We start from the raw sequence: 14,876 nt of genomic DNA, 5'->3' as shown, positions 1-14,876 counted from the left end.
GAACGATCAGAACGGCGGCGGATCGACCCCTGTCTCGTGACCGAGGGGGGATCGCCAGCGCACATCGCCGCTGTCGGGATCGCGAACCGGGGTCCACTTCGTTTCGTGACGCAGGCGGTGGTGAGGGCGGCACTCGGGTTCCAGATTGTCGGCATCGGTCGTGCCCCCGTCGGACCACGCGGTCAGGTGATCGATGTCGCACGCTCGGGCCGCGCGGCCGCAGCCCGGGAAGATGCACGTCGCAGAGGTGACCCCCAGCCATCGACGCAGAGCGGCCGTGACGCGGTAGGACGTGCGGTCGAGGGCGAGCGGGGCGCCGGTGAGCGGGTGCGTCAGCAGCCGGGTCCAGGTGGCGGACTCGCCGGCCAGCCGTCGAGTGGTGTCGAGGTCGATGGGGCCGTAGCCGTCGAGCAGGGCGGGCTCGTCGCCGGCGCCAAGGAGCGTCAGGGCGGGGACGGTGACGACGATGGAGGCGGGGCCGGGGCGGGCGCGGGACGTCGGCGTCGCGGCTGGCTGTGAACTGACGGGTGAGCCGGGCGCGACGGGCGGGCCGGACGCAGTGAGCGGGTGGGGCGCAGTGGGTTGGTCGGACGCAGTGGGCGGGTCGGATGCAGTGGGCGGGTCGGATGCAGTGGGCGAGTCGGGCGTCGTGGGTGGGCGAGATGCGGGGGCCCCGGCGGGGGTGACGAGAAGGCCGGCCATGACGTCTGCGCGGAGCTGCGCGAGCGTGCGATCCTCGCCGGGCGCCGTGGCGAGGTGACGAGCGGCCCGATCCAGGGTCGACATGGCCGCGTACGCGCGATCGGCGGGCATGAGGGCGCTCAGCGTGGCCATTCCGTCGAGCTCGGCCGTCATCCATACCCCGCGGTCGCGCGCCGCACGGCGATGGCGCTCCTCGATCGATTCCGCGTGCACCCGTTCCCGCAGGGCGCGTGCCGCCACCGCGAAACGGGCGGGTGTCAGGCGATGCGCGCGATCGGCGGCACCGGCGTCGAACGCCGTCCACGAGTCGGGGTCGTCGTGGGGGAGCGACGAGGCGAGGCGAGCGGTCTCGACCGCGTGCCGCTCGGACGTGCGCCCGTCGACGAACGTCTGCCACGACACGGGAGTGCGCTCCTGCAGCGTACGGGCCTGGCTCGCGCGGACCCGCACCGTCTGCTCGGACAGACGAAGACGCACCGCGACCTCGGCCACCGCGGCGCGCTCGGCCATGTCGAGGCGATCACGCCTCACCGCCGCGACCGAACGCCCCCGCGCGTCGTCCCACGCGAGGTCGAGCGTCGGGTCGGGGCCCACCCACGGCTCGGGGTGGGTGACCGCGCCGTCGAGGATGAGCGCGATCAGTCGGTACTCCTCGGCGGTCGCGCGGCGACGCTGGACGGCGACGGCCTCGAGTGCCGCCAGATGCGCATCGGGGGAGTTGGCTGCGAGGGCTTCGGGTTGTGCGCTGTCGCTTGGATGGGCTTCGGGTGCGACGAGGCCCGGTGCGGCACGCTCGGCCCCGGCAGGCTCGGTCCCGGCACGCCCAGACTGGTCACGTCCGGACCCGCCACGCTCGGACCCGGCAGCGAACATCCCACCCAGGTCGTGGCTCACCGGCCATTCCTCGTCGAGCTCAGGCCACGGCGCCCACTCGTCCACGCCCTGTCGCGCCCATGCGGTGTCGGCGTCGAGCAGCAGCTCGTCCTCGCTGAGGGGCGGCAGATCGAACCGGCGGTCGTGGGGGAACACGGCATCCGGGTAGCGATCGAACCCCGCGTCTGAGGGGAACGCGCGCGACTGACGAGCCGGCAGCGGCCGGTCGAGAGTCGCGCGGGAGTCCGTCATGCGGAGACGGTATCGAGGACCTCCGACATCGAAGAGAAATCCCGATCAGGCAGAAAACGGGGGCTTCGATGATCTCTCGCGGGAGCGGGCGCCGTCGTCGAGACCGTACCGCCAGGCTCCGAAGGACCGGTGCGTGGCGCGCGTGATCGTGCCAGCATTCCCCCATGCACGAGCGAGGTGATGACGCCCCGAACAACGAGGGAGCCGACGGCGCCGAAGACCACGACGCGGGCGGCGGCATCGAAGAGCCAAGCACGTCCGGCGCGATCGGTCCCGCAAACCGAGAGCCCCCACCCGCCCGCACCGACGTCCCCGTCCCGGGCGGGACCCTGCGGGTGGGGGAGTGGCATCCGGATGCCGACGGCATCCCGTGGCTGCTCGTGCACGGGGTCACGGCGTCGCACCTCGCGTGGGCGTGGCTCGCGCGCGAGACGACGGCGCGGCTGATCGCGCCCGATCTGCGCGGACGCGGACGCAGCACCGCCATGCCGCTTCCGACGGCGGGGGGCGCATCCCCCCTCGCGCGCCACGCCGATGACCTCGTCGCCGTTCTCGACGCGAAGGCCATCGACCGGGCCGTCGTCGTGGGGCACTCGATGGGCGCGTTCGTCTCGCTCGTGCTCGCCGATCGGCATCCGAACCGGATCGATCGCGTGGTCCTCGTCGACGGGGGTCTTCCGCTCGACCTCCCCGCGGGGATGCACCCCCGCGACGCGGTGCGTCACGTGCTCGGGCCCACCGCCGCCCGCCTCGACATGCGGTTCGCCACCGCCCGCGCCTACCGGGACTTCTGGCGGGCGCACCCGGCGTTCACGGGCAGAGAGGACCCTCTGCTGGACGCTTACTTCGCCTACGACCTGCGGGGAACGCCCGGACAGCTGCGCCCGGCGACGACCTTCGCGACCGTCGAGGCCGATTCGATCGACCAGAACACCGGAGCGGCGATCGCGCGGGCCAGAGAGCGGATGCCGCGGCCCACCGCCCTGCTCGTCGCCGAGCGGGGGCTGCGCGGTGAGACACCGCCGCTGTATCCCGACCTCGCGGCCCTCCGCACCGCTCACCCCGCGTTGACGACGACGCGCCGGGTGCCGCACGTCGACCATTACTCGATCGTCATGTCGGCACCCGGCGCGAGAGCCGTGGTGCACGCGGCGGGGTAGCCGCTCCGGGAGTCTTACGCGGCGTCGCCCACCAGGACGGCGGCGCCCTCGTCCGCGGCATCCGGGTGCGCCCCGTCGACGTGGGCGAGCAGTCGCCGACCGAACAGGATGCACAGCGCCGACAGAGCGACCGACACGGCGGCCATCACGTAAGGCACTCCCGCGTTGAACGCGTGCCAGAGGAGCGCGGCGAGCGGGGGAGCGACGGCTCCTCCGAGGAAGCGCACCGCGGAGTACGCCGACGACGCGACCGAACGCGGCAGGTCGGTGGCCTCCATCACGGCCTCGGTCAGCGCGGTGTTCACCACGCCGAGCACGAGACCGCCGACGATGATGCAGACGACGAGAGCCGCAGCCGACGACACGATGAACGCCGCGACCAGCAGATCGACCGCGAGCAGCGGCAGCGCGATCAGCAGCACCGAGGTCAGGCGCATGCGGCGCAGCAGCAGCGGGGCGACCCACACGCTCGTGATCGCGAGTCCCACGCCCCAGCCGAAGAAGGTGAGACCGATCCCCATCGCGCCGAAGCCCAGGGGGAACGGCGAGAACGCCAGCAGCGTGAAGAAGCCGATGTTGTAGAACAGCGCGGTCGCGGCCAGGATCGCCAGCGCCGGACGCCCCAGCGCACGGAAGGGGGCGCTGAAGGGCAGCGGGGTACGCGCCGGGGCGGGACCGCGCAGCAGCACCATCACCGCGACGAACGCGATCGCCATCAGCACGACGACGCCGAAGAACGGACCGCGCCAGCTGACCTCGCCCAGAACGCCGCCGAGCAGCGGGCCCACGGCGATGCCCAGGCCCAGGGCGGCCTCGTACAGGATGATCGCGGCCGAGCTGCCGCCCGAGGCGGCGCCGACGATCGTGGCGAGCGCGGTCGAGATGAACAGGGCGTTGCCCAGGCCCCAGCCGGCACGGAAGCCGATCACGGCATCCACGCTCTCGCTGATCGCGCAGAGGAACGAGAAGACCACGATGAGTCCCAGGCCCACCAGCAGGGTGGCCTTGGCGCCGATGCGGCTCGAGATCCAGCTCGTGACCAGCATCGCCAGTCCCGTCACCACGAGGTAGCTGGTGAACAGCAGCTCGGTCTCGACCGGCGACGCCTTCAGCGACTCGGCGATCGCGGGCAGGATCGGGTCGACCAGACCGATTCCCATGAACGCCACGACGCACGCGAACGCGACGGCCCACACTTGGGCGGGCTGTTTCCAGACACTGGGTGCTGCTGCGGTACCGGTGCTCACCGGACGGCCTCCTTCTGCTCGGTTCGTGAAGAGTTGTCATGCGACCCGACGGGCACGAGTCCCACGCGCGTCGACAGCGCCGACGCGGCGACTCCGACCGCCTCCCATTCGTCGTCCGTCAGATCGGCGACGTGGGGCGACAGGGCGGCGCGGAACTGCTCGTACCACCGCTCCAGGGCCGCGAGGCCCTGGTCGGTCGCGGTGACGACGCTGACCCGGGAATCGCCGGGATGGACGGTGCGGGCGACGAGGCCGGCGGCATCCATCTGATGCACCAGCCGGGTCATGCCCGGCTGCGTCACACGACTCAGCGTGGCCAGGTCGCCCAGGCGCTGCGGACCGTGATCGCGCAGGAGCGTCAGGGTGCGCCACTGGGCGGCGGGAGCCTCGCTCTGGGTGTCGAGGGCCGCGATGCGCGTGAGGGCGTGCACCGCGAGCAGGAGTCGCTGCAGGTCGTCGTCGCGGGTCATGCACATAAGTATACCCCCGTTATATACCTAGGGTATGAAACGGGGCGGGATGCCGCTGCTACCGCGCCGCGATCCGCGTGGACAGCTGGTGAGCGTGCGCCAGCAGGATCCGCCCAAGCTCGGCGAGGCGCTCGCCGCCGAAGCGGAACTCCACGCCCGTCAGGCTCAGGGCCCATTGCGGATCGCCCGTGCGCGTGAACACCGCCGCCCCCACGCCCCAGCTGCCCTCGACGATCAGGCCCGGATTGACCGCGTACCCGCGCGCCTTCGTGTCGGCGATCCGCGACCGCAGACGCGCGGGCGCGTGCGAGGCCCCCCACTTCTCGGACAGTTCCGGATGCCGCTCGAGATACGCGTCCACGTCCTCGGGCGGCAGGAACGCCAGGATCGCGAGCCCCGCCGACGCCACCCCGAGGGGAAAGCGCACCCCCTCCGACAGCACGAACGACCGGATCGGGAAGCTCCCGTCCTCGCGGACGAGGCAGACGGTCTCGTCGCCGCGCCGTACCGACAGGAACGCGCTCTCCTCCGTCCGCACCGCGAGGGAGCGGACGATGTCGCGTGCGATCGCGGTGATGTCGAACCGGGATGCCGCCACACTCCCCATCAGGAAGAGTTCCGGCCCCGGCAGCCAGTGTCCGCTCGCGTCGTCGCGGTCGACGAGACCCTCGACGCGCAGGGCGCTCAGCAGGCGGTGCGCCGTCGGCCGGGTCAGTCCCGCCTCGCGCGCGAGGTCCCCGACGCCGGCGCCGCCGTCGCCGGCCGAGGTGACCAGGCGCAGCAGGTGCGCGGCGCGGGCGATGGCCTGAGCGCCGGGGACGGCGGAAGGGGATGCCGAGGCGGCGGGAGAAGCGGGGGTGTCCACCATGTGGACACTACGCGCTGCGGCATCCACATGACAAGAACACGGTGGCCCCGCGTCGATACCCCGACCGAGAGTGGACGCACGCTGTTACGAAGGAGTCCGCGTGGTCGACACGACCCTGTTCCCGCCCGCGCCGCGCGGCGCCGCCACCCGCGGGGGACACTCATGATCGACAAGACCGTCGCGTCCGCCGCCGAGGCCGTCGCCGACATCGCCGACGGGTCCTCGCTCGCCGTGGGCGGATTCGGCCTGTCGGGCAACCCCATCGCGCTGATCGAGGCGCTGCTCGCTCAGGGCACCCGCGACCTGTCGGTCGTGTCGAACAACTGCGGCGTCGACGACTGGGGGCTGGGCGTCCTTCTCGGTGCCGGTCGCATCCGCAAGATGACCTCGTCGTACGTCGGCGAGAACAAGGAGTTCGAGCGGCAGTTCCTCTCGGGCGAGCTCGAGCTCGAGCTCACCCCGCAGGGAACGCTCGCCGAGAAGCTGCGCGCCGGGGGGTCGGGCATCGCCGCGTTCTACACCCAGACGGGCGTGGGCACGCAGGTGGCCGAGGGCGGCCTTCCGCGACGGTACGACGGCTCGGGCGGGGTCGCCGTCGCCTCACCCGCGAAAGACGTCCGCACGTTCGAGGTCGATGGAGAGCCCCGCGAGTTCGTCCTCGAAGAGGCCATCACCACCGACTACGCGCTCGTGCACGCCTGGAAGGGCGACCGCCACGGCAACCTCGTCTTCCGCAAGGCCGCGCGCGCCTTCAACCCGCTCGCCGCGATGGCCGGCCGCACGTGCATCGTGCAGGTCGAGCACCTCGTCGAGCCGGGAGAGATCGACCCGGATGCCGTCCACCTGCCCGGGGTGTACGTGCACCGCATCATCGAGGTCGGACCCGACATCGCCAAGCGCATCGAGAAGCGCACCGTCCGTGAGGAGACCCGCTGATGGCCCTGTCCCGCATCGAGATGGCCGCCCGTGCCGCCCGCGAGCTCGCCGACGGCGCGTACGTGAACCTCGGCATCGGACTGCCGACCCTCGTCCCCAACCACGTCCCCGACGGTGTCACCGTGGTGCTGCAGTCCGAGAACGGCATCCTCGGCGTCGGTCCGTACCCCACCGAGGACGCCGTGGATGCCGACCTCATCAACGCCGGCAAAGAGACGGTGACGACCCTCGACGGGGCGGCGTTCTTCGACTCGGCGCTGAGCTTCGGCATGATCCGCGGCGGCAAGATCGACGCCGCCATCCTCGGGGCGATGCAGGTGTCGGCATCCGGAGATCTGGCGAACTGGATGATCCCCGGAAAGATGGTCAAGGGCCCTGGCGGCGCGATGGACCTCGTGCACGGCGCGGCCCGCGTGATCGTGCTCATGGAGCACGTCGCCCGGGACGGCTCGCCCAAGATCGTCGACGCCTGCTCGCTGCCGTTGACCGGCCGCGGCGTCGTCGATCGCATCATCACCGACCTCGCCGTGATCGATGTGACGGAGGATGGACTGGTGCTCGTCGAGACCGCCCCCGGGGTGAGCGTCGACGAGGTGCGGGCGGCCACCGAGCCCCCGTTGATCGTGAGACTCACCGAGGAGACGCCGATGGCACAGGAGCAGCGCGCATGACCACGAACGAGCAGAACGACGTCGTCATCGTCGCCGCCGCCCGCACGCCCCAGGGCCGACTGAAGGGACAGCTCGCGCCGCTCACGGCCGTCGAGCTGGGCGCCGCCGCGATCCGCGGAGCGCTCGAGCGCGGCGGCATCCCCGCCGACACCGTCGACGCGGTGCTCGTCGGACAGGTGCTGCAGGCAGGAGCCGGACAGAACGCCGCCCGCCAGGCCGCCGTCGCCGCCGGTATCGGCTGGGACGTCCACGCCGCGACTATCAACAAGGTGTGCCTGTCGGGGCTCACCGCCGTGATCGACGCCGCGCGCATGCTGCGCCTGGGCGACGCGCGCGTCGTCGTCGCCGCGGGCATGGAGTCGATGACCCGCGCCCCGCACCTGCTGATGAACTCTCGCGACGGGTACGCCTACGGCTCGGTCGAGGTTCTCGACCACCTGGCATTCGACGGACTCACCGACGCCTACGACCGCGAGAGCATGGGCGCCTCGACCGAACGCGCCAACGCCCGGTACGAGGTGACCCGCGCCGACCAGGACGCCGTCGCCGCCCGCTCCCATCAGCGCGCCGCCGCAGCTCAAGCCGCCGGCGTGTTCGACGCCGAGATCGTGCCGGTGTCGATCCCGCAGCGCAAGGGCGACCCCGTCGTCGTGAGCGCGGACGAGGGCATCCGCGCCGACACGACGGTCGACACCCTCGCGAAGCTCCGCCCGGCCTTCGCCGAGGGCGGCTCGATCACCGCGGGCAACGCCTCGCAGATCTCGGACGGCGCGTCCGCGGTGGTCGTGACCACCCGTGCGACGGCCGTGGAGCACGGCTGGGACGTCCTGGCCGTCGTCGGCGCGGCGGGCCAGGTCGCCGGCCCCGACAACTCGCTGCACGCCCAACCCGCCCGCGCGATCGCGAAAGCGCTCGACAAGCAGGGGCTCGCGGCATCCGACCTGGACCTCGTCGAGATCAACGAGGCGTTCGGCGCCGTCGTCGCCCGCTCGCAGGCCGAACTCGGCGTGTCCGACGACATCGTCAACCCGCACGGCGGGGGGATCGCGATCGGTCACCCGATCGGCGCGTCCGGCAACCGCCTGGTGGTCCACGCCGTGCACGAACTCGTCCGGCGGGGAAGCGGGACGGCCGCGGTCGCCCTCTGCGGCGGCGGTGGTCAGGGCGACGCGCTGATCCTCACCCGCTGACACCTCGCGAAACGACGAGGGGATGCCGCGCCCCGGGGCGGCGGCATCCCCTCGATCGTCAGGGGTCAGCGCGCGAGACGCTTCTTCAGCAGCTTGCCCTGCTTCTTCGAGACGGGGGAGTCGCCGGCGATCGTGCGGCCGCGGCGCGCGCGACGCGTGTCGACGACCGCGCCGATGGCGAGAGCGAGGGTAATACCCCAGCTGAGCCATGCCAGCGCCGTGCGCCACGTGAACGGCTCGTCGTTCTTGAGCCCGCGCAGCAGGGTGACGCCGCCGGTGATGGCGCTGAGGAGACCGGTTCCGAAGATGTACTGGCGCATGGACTCAACCTACCGAGGTGGAAGAGCGCCCGCCGCAGCTTGACAGCGCGCCCCACCCCGCCGATAAACGCCGCGCGTGCCGAGACACGCGGCCAGCCGCCGTGTCTCGGCACGGACGGCGTTTATCGAGGGGTGGCCCTGCGCCGGACGTCCAGCCCCCGTGCGCGCGCCACGCCCGCTGTTAGCCTGAGGACGATCCCCGAGGAGGACCTGTGACCCAGGCCGATTTCGTCGTCGTCGCCAATCGTCTGCCCGTCGACCGCACCCCCGACGACGAGGGGTGGCGACGCTCACCCGGCGGACTCGTCACCGCTCTCGAACCCGTGATGCGCCGCGCCGAGGGCGCGTGGGTGGGATGGGCGGGGCAAGCCGACACCGCCGTCGAGCCCTTCGAGTTCGAGGGCACGCACCTCGTCCCCGTGACCCTGTCGGCCGCGGACGTCGAGCTGTACTACGAGGGCTTCTCGAACGACACGATCTGGCCGCTGTACCACGACGTGATCGCCGCCCCCACCTACAAGCGCGCGTGGTGGGACGCCTACGTCAAGGTCAACCGGCGTTTCGCCGAGGCCGCCGCCGACGTCGCCGCCGAGGGCGGGATCGTGTGGGTGCAGGACTACCAGCTGCAGCTCGTGCCCAAGATGCTGCGCGAGCTGCGTCCCGACCTGACGATCGGGTACTTCCACCACATCCCGTTCCCCGCGTATGGACTGTACGCCCAGCTGCCCTGGCGCAAGCAGGTGCTCGAGGGACTGCTGGGCGCCGACGTGATCGGCTTCCAGCGCGTCGCCGACGCCGGCAACTTCGCCCGCGCCGTGAGGCGTCAGCTGCGCTACGAGACCAAGGCCAGCGGCATCCTGGTGCCCGAGGGCGAGACCACGCGCGTCGCCCTCGCCAAGGCGTTCCCGATCTCGATCGACGCGGAGTCCTACATCGAGCTCGCGCAGAAGCCCGAGATCCAGCAGCGCGCGAAAGAGATCCGCGAGGGACTCGGCAACCCGCGCAAGATCCTGCTGGGCGTCGACCGCCTGGACTACACCAAGGGCATCCGCCACCGCCTGAAGGCATGGGGCGAACTGCTCGAGGACGGCCGCGCCACCGTCGAGGACGCCACCCTCGTCCAGGTCGCCAGCCCCAGCCGCGAACGCGTCGAGGCGTACGTGCAGCTGCGCGACGAGATCGAGATGACCGTGGGACGCATCAACGGCGACCACGACACCACGACCCATACGGCGATCCGCTACCTGCATCAGTCGTACCCCCGCGAAGAGATGGTCGCGCTGTTCCTCGCCGCCGACATCATGCTCGTCACCGCGCTGCGCGACGGCATGAACCTCGTCGCCAAGGAGTACGTCGCCAGCCGCGTCGACAACCGCGGCGTGCTGCTGCTGAGCGAGTTCGCCGGCGCCGCCGACGAGATGGGCAGCGCCCTGCTGATCAACCCGCACGACATCGACGGCATGAAGGATGCCATCGTGCGCGCCCTCGAGATGCCCGCCGCCGAGCAGGGCCGTCGCATGCGTGCCCTCCGCAAGCGCGTGCGCGACCACGACGTCGAGGATTGGTCCGAGGACTTCCTCGAGGCGCTGTCGGTCTTCCACGAGAAGGCGTCGAGCGCCGCCGCCGCGGCCCAGATCACCGCGGACGACGACGGATCGACCCCCGAGCGCGAACCGATCGACGAGACGGATGCCGGATGACCGCCGCCCACGCCCCGACCGGCCGCACCACGGCGGAGGGTGCCCCGTGACCGCCGCCGACGCCGCGGTCGAGGCCGTCGCCACCACCGACGAGCTGCTGATCGCCCTGGACTTCGACGGGACGCTGTCGCCGCTCGTCGACGAGCCGATGACGGCCCGCATGACGCCCGAGGCGCGGGTGGCGCTCGACGGGCTCGCCGCCCTGCCCCGGACCACCGTGGCGCTCGTGTCGGGGCGCACGCTCGCGGATCTGCGTGTCATCGCCGAGCACGACGACTCGTCGCCGTGGTGGCTCATGGGGTCGCACGGGGCCGAGTCGTGGCAGCCGGGTGCCGGTGCGGGCGACGGGGCCGACGACGCCGACGCGCTGGCGCTCCGCGACCGCCTCATCGGCGAGGCGACCGACGCGGTGGCCGCCCTCGCGGGCGTGCGCATCGAGCCGAAGCAGTTCGGTCTGGGACTGCACACGCGCACGGCCGACGCCGCGACCGCCACGACGGCGCGTGAGAAGGTCGACGCGCTGGTGTCCGCCGAGGCTCCGGAATGGCGCCGTCGCACCGGTCACGACATCCTCGAGTACTCGTTCCGGCACGAGGGCAAGGACTCCGCCGTCGCGCACCTGCGCGAGCGGCTCGGGGCGAGCGCCGTGCTGTTCGCCGGCGACGACGTGACCGACGAGGACGCGCTGCGCTCCCTGGGGGCGGGGGACCTGGGCGTCCGCGTCGGCGGGGGAGAGACGGCGGCGACGCTGCGGGTCGACGACATCCCGGCGTTCGTGGCGGTGCTCGAGCAGATCGTCCGGCTGCGCCGAGCGCACACGGGCTGACAACGCGATCGGCCGCCGCGCCGTCTGCGAATCTCGCGTTCGCCGTTCGTTCGGCGTCGCGTGCGTGCCGCTCGCAATAGACTTCGAGAATGCCCGCACCGCAGAATCCGAACACCGGCGAGTTCGACATCAAGCCCCGCAGTCGCGTCGTCACCGACGGCATCGAAGCCACCACCTCGCGCGGAATGCTCCGCGCGGTCGGCATGGGCGACGAGGACTGGGACAAGCCCCAGATCGGCATCGCGTCGAGCTGGAACGAGATCACCCCCTGCAACCTCAGCCTCGACCGCCTCGCGCAGGGCGCGAAAGAGGGCGTGCACTCCGGTGGCGGCTACCCGCTGCAGTTCGGCACCATCTCGGTCTCCGACGGCATCTCGATGGGCCACGAGGGCATGCACTTCTCGCTCGTGTCGCGCGAGGTCATCGCCGACAGCGTCGAGACGGTCATGATGGCCGAGCGCCTCGACGGCTCGGTGCTGCTCGCCGGCTGCGACAAGTCGATCCCGGGCATGCTCATGGCATCCGCTCGTCTCGACCTGTCGAGCGTGTTCCTCTACGCCGGCTCGATCGCGCCGGGCTGGGTCAAGCTCAGCGACGGCACCGAGAAGGACGTCACGATCATCGACTCGTTCGAGGCCGTGGGCGCGTGCCTCGCGGGCAAGATGAGCGAAGAGGACCTCAAGCGCATCGAGTGCGCGATCGCCCCCGGCGAGGGCGCCTGCGGCGGCATGTACACCGCCAACACCATGGCGTCGGTCGCCGAGGCCCTCGGCCTCAGCCTCCCGGGCTCGGCCGCCCCGCCGTCGGCCGACCGTCGCCGCGACTACTTCGCCCACCGCTCGGGCGAGGCCGTGGTCAACCTGCTGCGCCAGGGCATCACCACGCGCGACATCCTGACGAAGGAGGCGTTCGAGAACGCCATCGCCCTCGCCATGGCGCTCGGCGGCTCGACCAACGTCGTGCTGCACCTGCTCGCCATCGCCAACGAGGCCGAGGTCGAGCTGACGCTGCACGACTTCAACCGCATCGGCGACCGCACCCCGCACGTCGCCGACATGAAGCCGTTCGGCAAGTACGTCATGAACGACGTCGACCGCCACGGCGGCATCCCCGTCATCATGAAGGCGATGCTCGACGAGGGCCTGCTGCACGGCGACGCGCTCACCGTCACGGGCAAGACGCTCGCCGAGAACCTCGCCGACCTGAACCCCGACCCGGTGGACGGCAACGTCATCCACCGCTTCGACGACCCCATCCACGCCACCGGCGGCATCACGATCCTCCACGGCTCGCTCGCCCCCGAGGGCGCGATCGTCAAGACGGCCGGCTTCGACGCCTCGGTGTTCGAGGGTCCCGCGCGCGTGTTCGAGCGCGAGCGCGGCGCCATGGACGCGCTCGAGGCCGGAGAGATCCAGGCCGGCGATGTCATCGTCATCCGCTACGAGGGCCCCAAGGGCGGTCCCGGTATGCGCGAGATGCTCGCCATCACGGCGGCCATCAAGGGCGCGGGTCTCGGAAAAGATGTACTACTGTTGACGGACGGACGATTCTCAGGCGGCACAACCGGCCTGTGCATCGGCCACATAGCTCCCGAAGCGGTGGACGCAGGTCCCATCGCCTTCGTGCGCGATGGTGATCTGATACGGGTCGATATCGCCGCTCGCACTCTCGACTTGATCGTCGATGACGCCGAGCTGAGTTCCCGCCGTGAAGGCTGGGAACCGCTTCCCCCGCGCTATACCCGTGGCGTTCTGGCCAAGTACTCCAAGCTCGTGCACTCCGCCGCCGAGGGCGCGGTCACCGGCTGACGGCCATCCCCTTCTCACCTTCTCCCGGTTCTCGAGGTACTCCCATGTCCATCGATTCCCCCACCGCGGCCGTGCCCCGGCCGCCCGCCCGCACCGCTCCGGCGCCCGTGATGACGGGTGCCCAGGCGGTCGTCCGCTCGCTCGACCTGCTCGGCGTCACCGACGTGTTCGGTCTGCCGGGCGGAGCGATCATGCCCGTCTACGACCCGCTCATGGACGACGAGCACGTGCGCCACATCCTCGTCCGTCACGAGCAGGGCGCCGGCCACGCCGCCGAGGGGTACGCCGCGGCATCCGGCAAGGTCGGCGTCGCCATCGCCACGTCGGGCCCCGGCGCGACGAACCTGGTCACGGCGATCGCCGACGCCTACATGGATTCGGTGCCGCTCGTGTGCATCACCGGACAGGTGTTCTCGACCCTCATGGGCACGGACGCTTTCCAAGAGGCCGACATCGTGGGCATCACCATGCCGATCACCAAGCACTCCTTCCTGGTGAAGACGGCCGACGAGATCCCCGGCGCGATCGCCGCCGCGTTCGAGATCGCGTCGACCGGTCGCCCCGGCCCCGTGCTGGTCGACATCACCAAGGACGCGCAGCAGGCCGAGGCCCCCTTCATCTGGCCGCCCAAGGTCGACCTGCCCGGGTACCGCCCGGTCACCAAGGCCCACGGCAAGCAGATCCAGGCCGCGGCCCACCTGCTGGCCACCGCCAAGAAGCCGGTGCTCTACGTCGGCGGCGGAACCATCCGCGCGAACGCCGCGGCCGAGCTCAAGGTGTTCGCCGAGGCGACGGGCGCCCCGCTGGTCACGACACTCATGGCGCGCGGCGCCTTCCCCGACTCGCACGATCAGCACCTGGGCATGCCCGGTATGCACGGCACCGTGCCCGCCGTGCTCGCGCTGCAGGAGAGCGACCTGATCGTCTCGCTCGGCGCGCGGTTCGACGACCGCGTCACCGGCAAGGCGGCCCTGTTCGCCCCGAACGCGCAGGTCGTGCACGTCGACATCGACCCCGCCGAGATCTCGAAGATCCGCACCGCCGACGTTCCCATCGTGGGCGACCTCAAAGAGGTCCTCGTCGATCTGGATGCCGCTTTCCGCGCCGCCGACGCCGAGCACCCCCACGACTACACCGAGTGGTGGACCCACCTGAACGGCCTCCGCGAGGAGTTCCCGCTCGGTTACACCCCGACCTCGGACGGCCTGCTGTCGCCGCAGCACGTCATCCAGCGCATCGGCGAGATCACCGGCCCCGAGGGCGTGTTCGCCTCGGGCGTGGGTCAGCACCAGATGTGGGCCGCGCAGTTCATCAAGTACGAGCGTCCCAACGCCTGGCTCAACTCCGGCGGCGCCGGCACCATGGGCTACGCGGTACCCGCGGCCATGGGCGCCAAGGTGGCCCAGCCCGAGCGCGCCGTGTGGGCGATCGACGGCGACGGCTGCTTCCAGATGACCAATCAGGAGCTCGCGACCTGCGTCATCAACGACATCCCGATTAAGGTCGCGATCATCAACAACTCCTCGCTCGGCATGGTGCGTCAGTGGCAGACCCTCTTCTTCGAGGGGCGTCACTCCAACACCGACCTGAACACGGGGCACGGCACGCGTCGCATCCCCGATTTCGTCAAGCTCGCCGAGGCCTACGGATGCCTCGCGATCCGCGTCGAGAAAGAGGACGAGATCGACGCCGCGATCCAGCTCGCGTTGGACACCAACGACCGCCCGGTCGTGATCGACTTCGTCGTGAGCGCCGACGCCATGGTGTGGCCGATGGTGCCGCAGGGCGTCAGCAACAGCTACGTCCAGTACGCGCGCGATCACTCGCCCGCCTTCGCCGAGCAGGAGGACTGA

General features: G+C 71.3%; 13 protein-coding genes. 8 read left to right on the top strand and 5 right to left on the bottom strand.

All coding sequences use genetic code 11. From position 1 onward, the window contains the following. Positions 1 to 6 precede the first annotated feature (6 nt). A complete protein-coding gene (locus tag DC432_RS04475; protein ID WP_243393026.1) occupies positions 7 to 1,827 on the bottom strand; it encodes an HNH endonuclease signature motif containing protein in 1,821 nt (606 codons plus the stop codon). 164 nt (positions 1,828 to 1,991) lie between these two features. Here DC432_RS04475 and DC432_RS04470 point away from each other — a divergent pair, with 164 nt between their 5' ends. Then, positions 1,992 to 2,987, top strand: a complete 996-nt coding sequence (locus DC432_RS04470; RefSeq protein WP_116536856.1) for an alpha/beta fold hydrolase — start codon at positions 1,992 to 1,994, stop codon at positions 2,985 to 2,987. A gap of 14 nt (positions 2,988 to 3,001) precedes the next feature. On the opposite strand, the gene DC432_RS04465 is transcribed toward DC432_RS04470, so the two are convergent. The 3 genes from DC432_RS04465 to DC432_RS04455 are packed head-to-tail and all read right to left on the bottom strand — an operon-like array spanning position 3,002 to position 5,572. Beyond that, a complete protein-coding gene (locus tag DC432_RS04465; RefSeq protein ID WP_116536855.1) occupies positions 3,002 to 4,234 on the bottom strand; it encodes an MFS transporter in 1,233 nt (410 codons plus the stop codon). Next, on the bottom strand, positions 4,231 to 4,704 hold the full coding sequence (locus DC432_RS04460) for a MarR family winged helix-turn-helix transcriptional regulator (protein ID WP_116536900.1): 474 nt from the start codon (positions 4,702 to 4,704) through the stop codon (positions 4,231 to 4,233). The genes DC432_RS04465 and DC432_RS04460 overlap by 4 nt, the downstream gene beginning before the upstream one ends. 58 nt (positions 4,705 to 4,762) lie before the next feature. Continuing rightward, positions 4,763 to 5,572: an IclR family transcriptional regulator gene (locus tag DC432_RS04455; protein ID WP_116536854.1), complete on the bottom strand. Its 810-nt coding sequence runs from the start codon at positions 5,570 to 5,572 to the stop codon at positions 4,763 to 4,765. A 162-nt stretch (positions 5,573 to 5,734) separates the two neighbouring features. On the opposite strand from DC432_RS04455, the gene DC432_RS04450 reads away from it, so the two are divergent. The 3 genes from DC432_RS04450 to DC432_RS04440 are packed head-to-tail and all read left to right on the top strand — an operon-like array spanning position 5,735 to position 8,369. Then, complete coding sequence (locus tag DC432_RS04450) at positions 5,735 to 6,508, top strand: CoA transferase subunit A (RefSeq protein WP_116536853.1); 774 nt, start codon at positions 5,735 to 5,737, stop codon at positions 6,506 to 6,508. Then, positions 6,508 to 7,179, top strand: coding sequence for a CoA transferase subunit B (locus DC432_RS04445; RefSeq protein ID WP_207770743.1), 672 nt, complete (start codon positions 6,508 to 6,510; stop codon positions 7,177 to 7,179). The genes DC432_RS04450 and DC432_RS04445 overlap by 1 nt, the downstream gene beginning before the upstream one ends. Beyond that, a complete protein-coding gene (locus DC432_RS04440; RefSeq protein ID WP_116536852.1) occupies positions 7,176 to 8,369 on the top strand; it encodes an acetyl-CoA C-acetyltransferase in 1,194 nt (397 codons plus the stop codon). The genes DC432_RS04445 and DC432_RS04440 overlap by 4 nt, the downstream gene beginning before the upstream one ends. Before the next feature lie 65 nt (positions 8,370 to 8,434). Here the strand turns inward: DC432_RS04440 and DC432_RS04435 are convergent, their stop codons facing one another. Beyond that, positions 8,435 to 8,689, bottom strand: a complete 255-nt coding sequence (locus tag DC432_RS04435) for a hypothetical protein (protein WP_108317012.1) — start codon at positions 8,687 to 8,689, stop codon at positions 8,435 to 8,437. 212 nt (positions 8,690 to 8,901) lie between these two features. Between DC432_RS04435 and otsA the strand changes: the two genes are divergently transcribed. The 4 genes from otsA to DC432_RS04415 all read left to right on the top strand — a co-directional run bounded on the left by otsA (position 8,902) and on the right by DC432_RS04415 (position 14,876). Further along, on the top strand, positions 8,902 to 10,389 hold the full coding sequence (gene otsA, locus DC432_RS04430; protein WP_116536851.1) for an alpha,alpha-trehalose-phosphate synthase (UDP-forming): 1,488 nt from the start codon (positions 8,902 to 8,904) through the stop codon (positions 10,387 to 10,389). Between the two features lie 46 nt (positions 10,390 to 10,435). Then, on the top strand, positions 10,436 to 11,215 hold the full coding sequence (gene otsB, locus DC432_RS04425; RefSeq protein WP_243393025.1) for a trehalose-phosphatase: 780 nt from the start codon (positions 10,436 to 10,438) through the stop codon (positions 11,213 to 11,215). An 89-nt stretch (positions 11,216 to 11,304) separates the two neighbouring features. Continuing rightward, a complete protein-coding gene (ilvD, locus tag DC432_RS04420; protein ID WP_116536849.1) occupies positions 11,305 to 13,023 on the top strand; it encodes a dihydroxy-acid dehydratase in 1,719 nt (572 codons plus the stop codon). A 44-nt stretch (positions 13,024 to 13,067) separates the two neighbouring features. After that, positions 13,068 to 14,876 (top strand): acetolactate synthase large subunit, encoded by a 1,809-nt coding sequence (locus DC432_RS04415; RefSeq protein WP_116536848.1) that lies wholly within the window; start codon positions 13,068 to 13,070, stop codon positions 14,874 to 14,876.

It is taken from the genome of Microbacterium testaceum, from assembly GCF_003075375.1.
Classification (GTDB): Bacteria; Actinomycetota; Actinomycetes; order Actinomycetales; family Microbacteriaceae; genus Microbacterium; species Microbacterium testaceum_E.
Note: the sequence above shows the minus strand (reverse complement) of the source record. Positions and strands in the feature narration are given on the sequence as shown.

Bases quoted from the DNA above. Each gene is read 5' to 3' on its own strand.
- DC432_RS04475 (WP_243393026.1), bottom strand. From the start codon at position 1,827: ATGACGGACTCCCGCGCGACTCTCGACCGGCCGCTGCCGGCTCGTCAG.
- DC432_RS04470 (WP_116536856.1), top strand. From the start codon at position 1,992: ATGCACGAGCGAGGTGATGACGCCCCGAACAACGAGGGAGCCGACGGC.
- DC432_RS04460 (WP_116536900.1), bottom strand. From the start codon at position 4,704: ATGACCCGCGACGACGACCTGCAGCGACTCCTGCTCGCGGTGCACGCC.
- DC432_RS04455 (WP_116536854.1), bottom strand. From the start codon at position 5,572: ATGGTGGACACCCCCGCTTCTCCCGCCGCCTCGGCATCCCCTTCCGCC.
- DC432_RS04450 (WP_116536853.1), top strand. From the start codon at position 5,735: ATGATCGACAAGACCGTCGCGTCCGCCGCCGAGGCCGTCGCCGACATC.
- DC432_RS04445 (WP_207770743.1), top strand. From the start codon at position 6,508: ATGGCCCTGTCCCGCATCGAGATGGCCGCCCGTGCCGCCCGCGAGCTC.
- DC432_RS04440 (WP_116536852.1), top strand. From the start codon at position 7,176: ATGACCACGAACGAGCAGAACGACGTCGTCATCGTCGCCGCCGCCCGC.
- DC432_RS04435 (WP_108317012.1), bottom strand. From the start codon at position 8,689: ATGCGCCAGTACATCTTCGGAACCGGTCTCCTCAGCGCCATCACCGGC.
- ilvD (WP_116536849.1), top strand. From the start codon at position 11,305: ATGCCCGCACCGCAGAATCCGAACACCGGCGAGTTCGACATCAAGCCC.
- DC432_RS04415 (WP_116536848.1), top strand. From the start codon at position 13,068: ATGTCCATCGATTCCCCCACCGCGGCCGTGCCCCGGCCGCCCGCCCGC.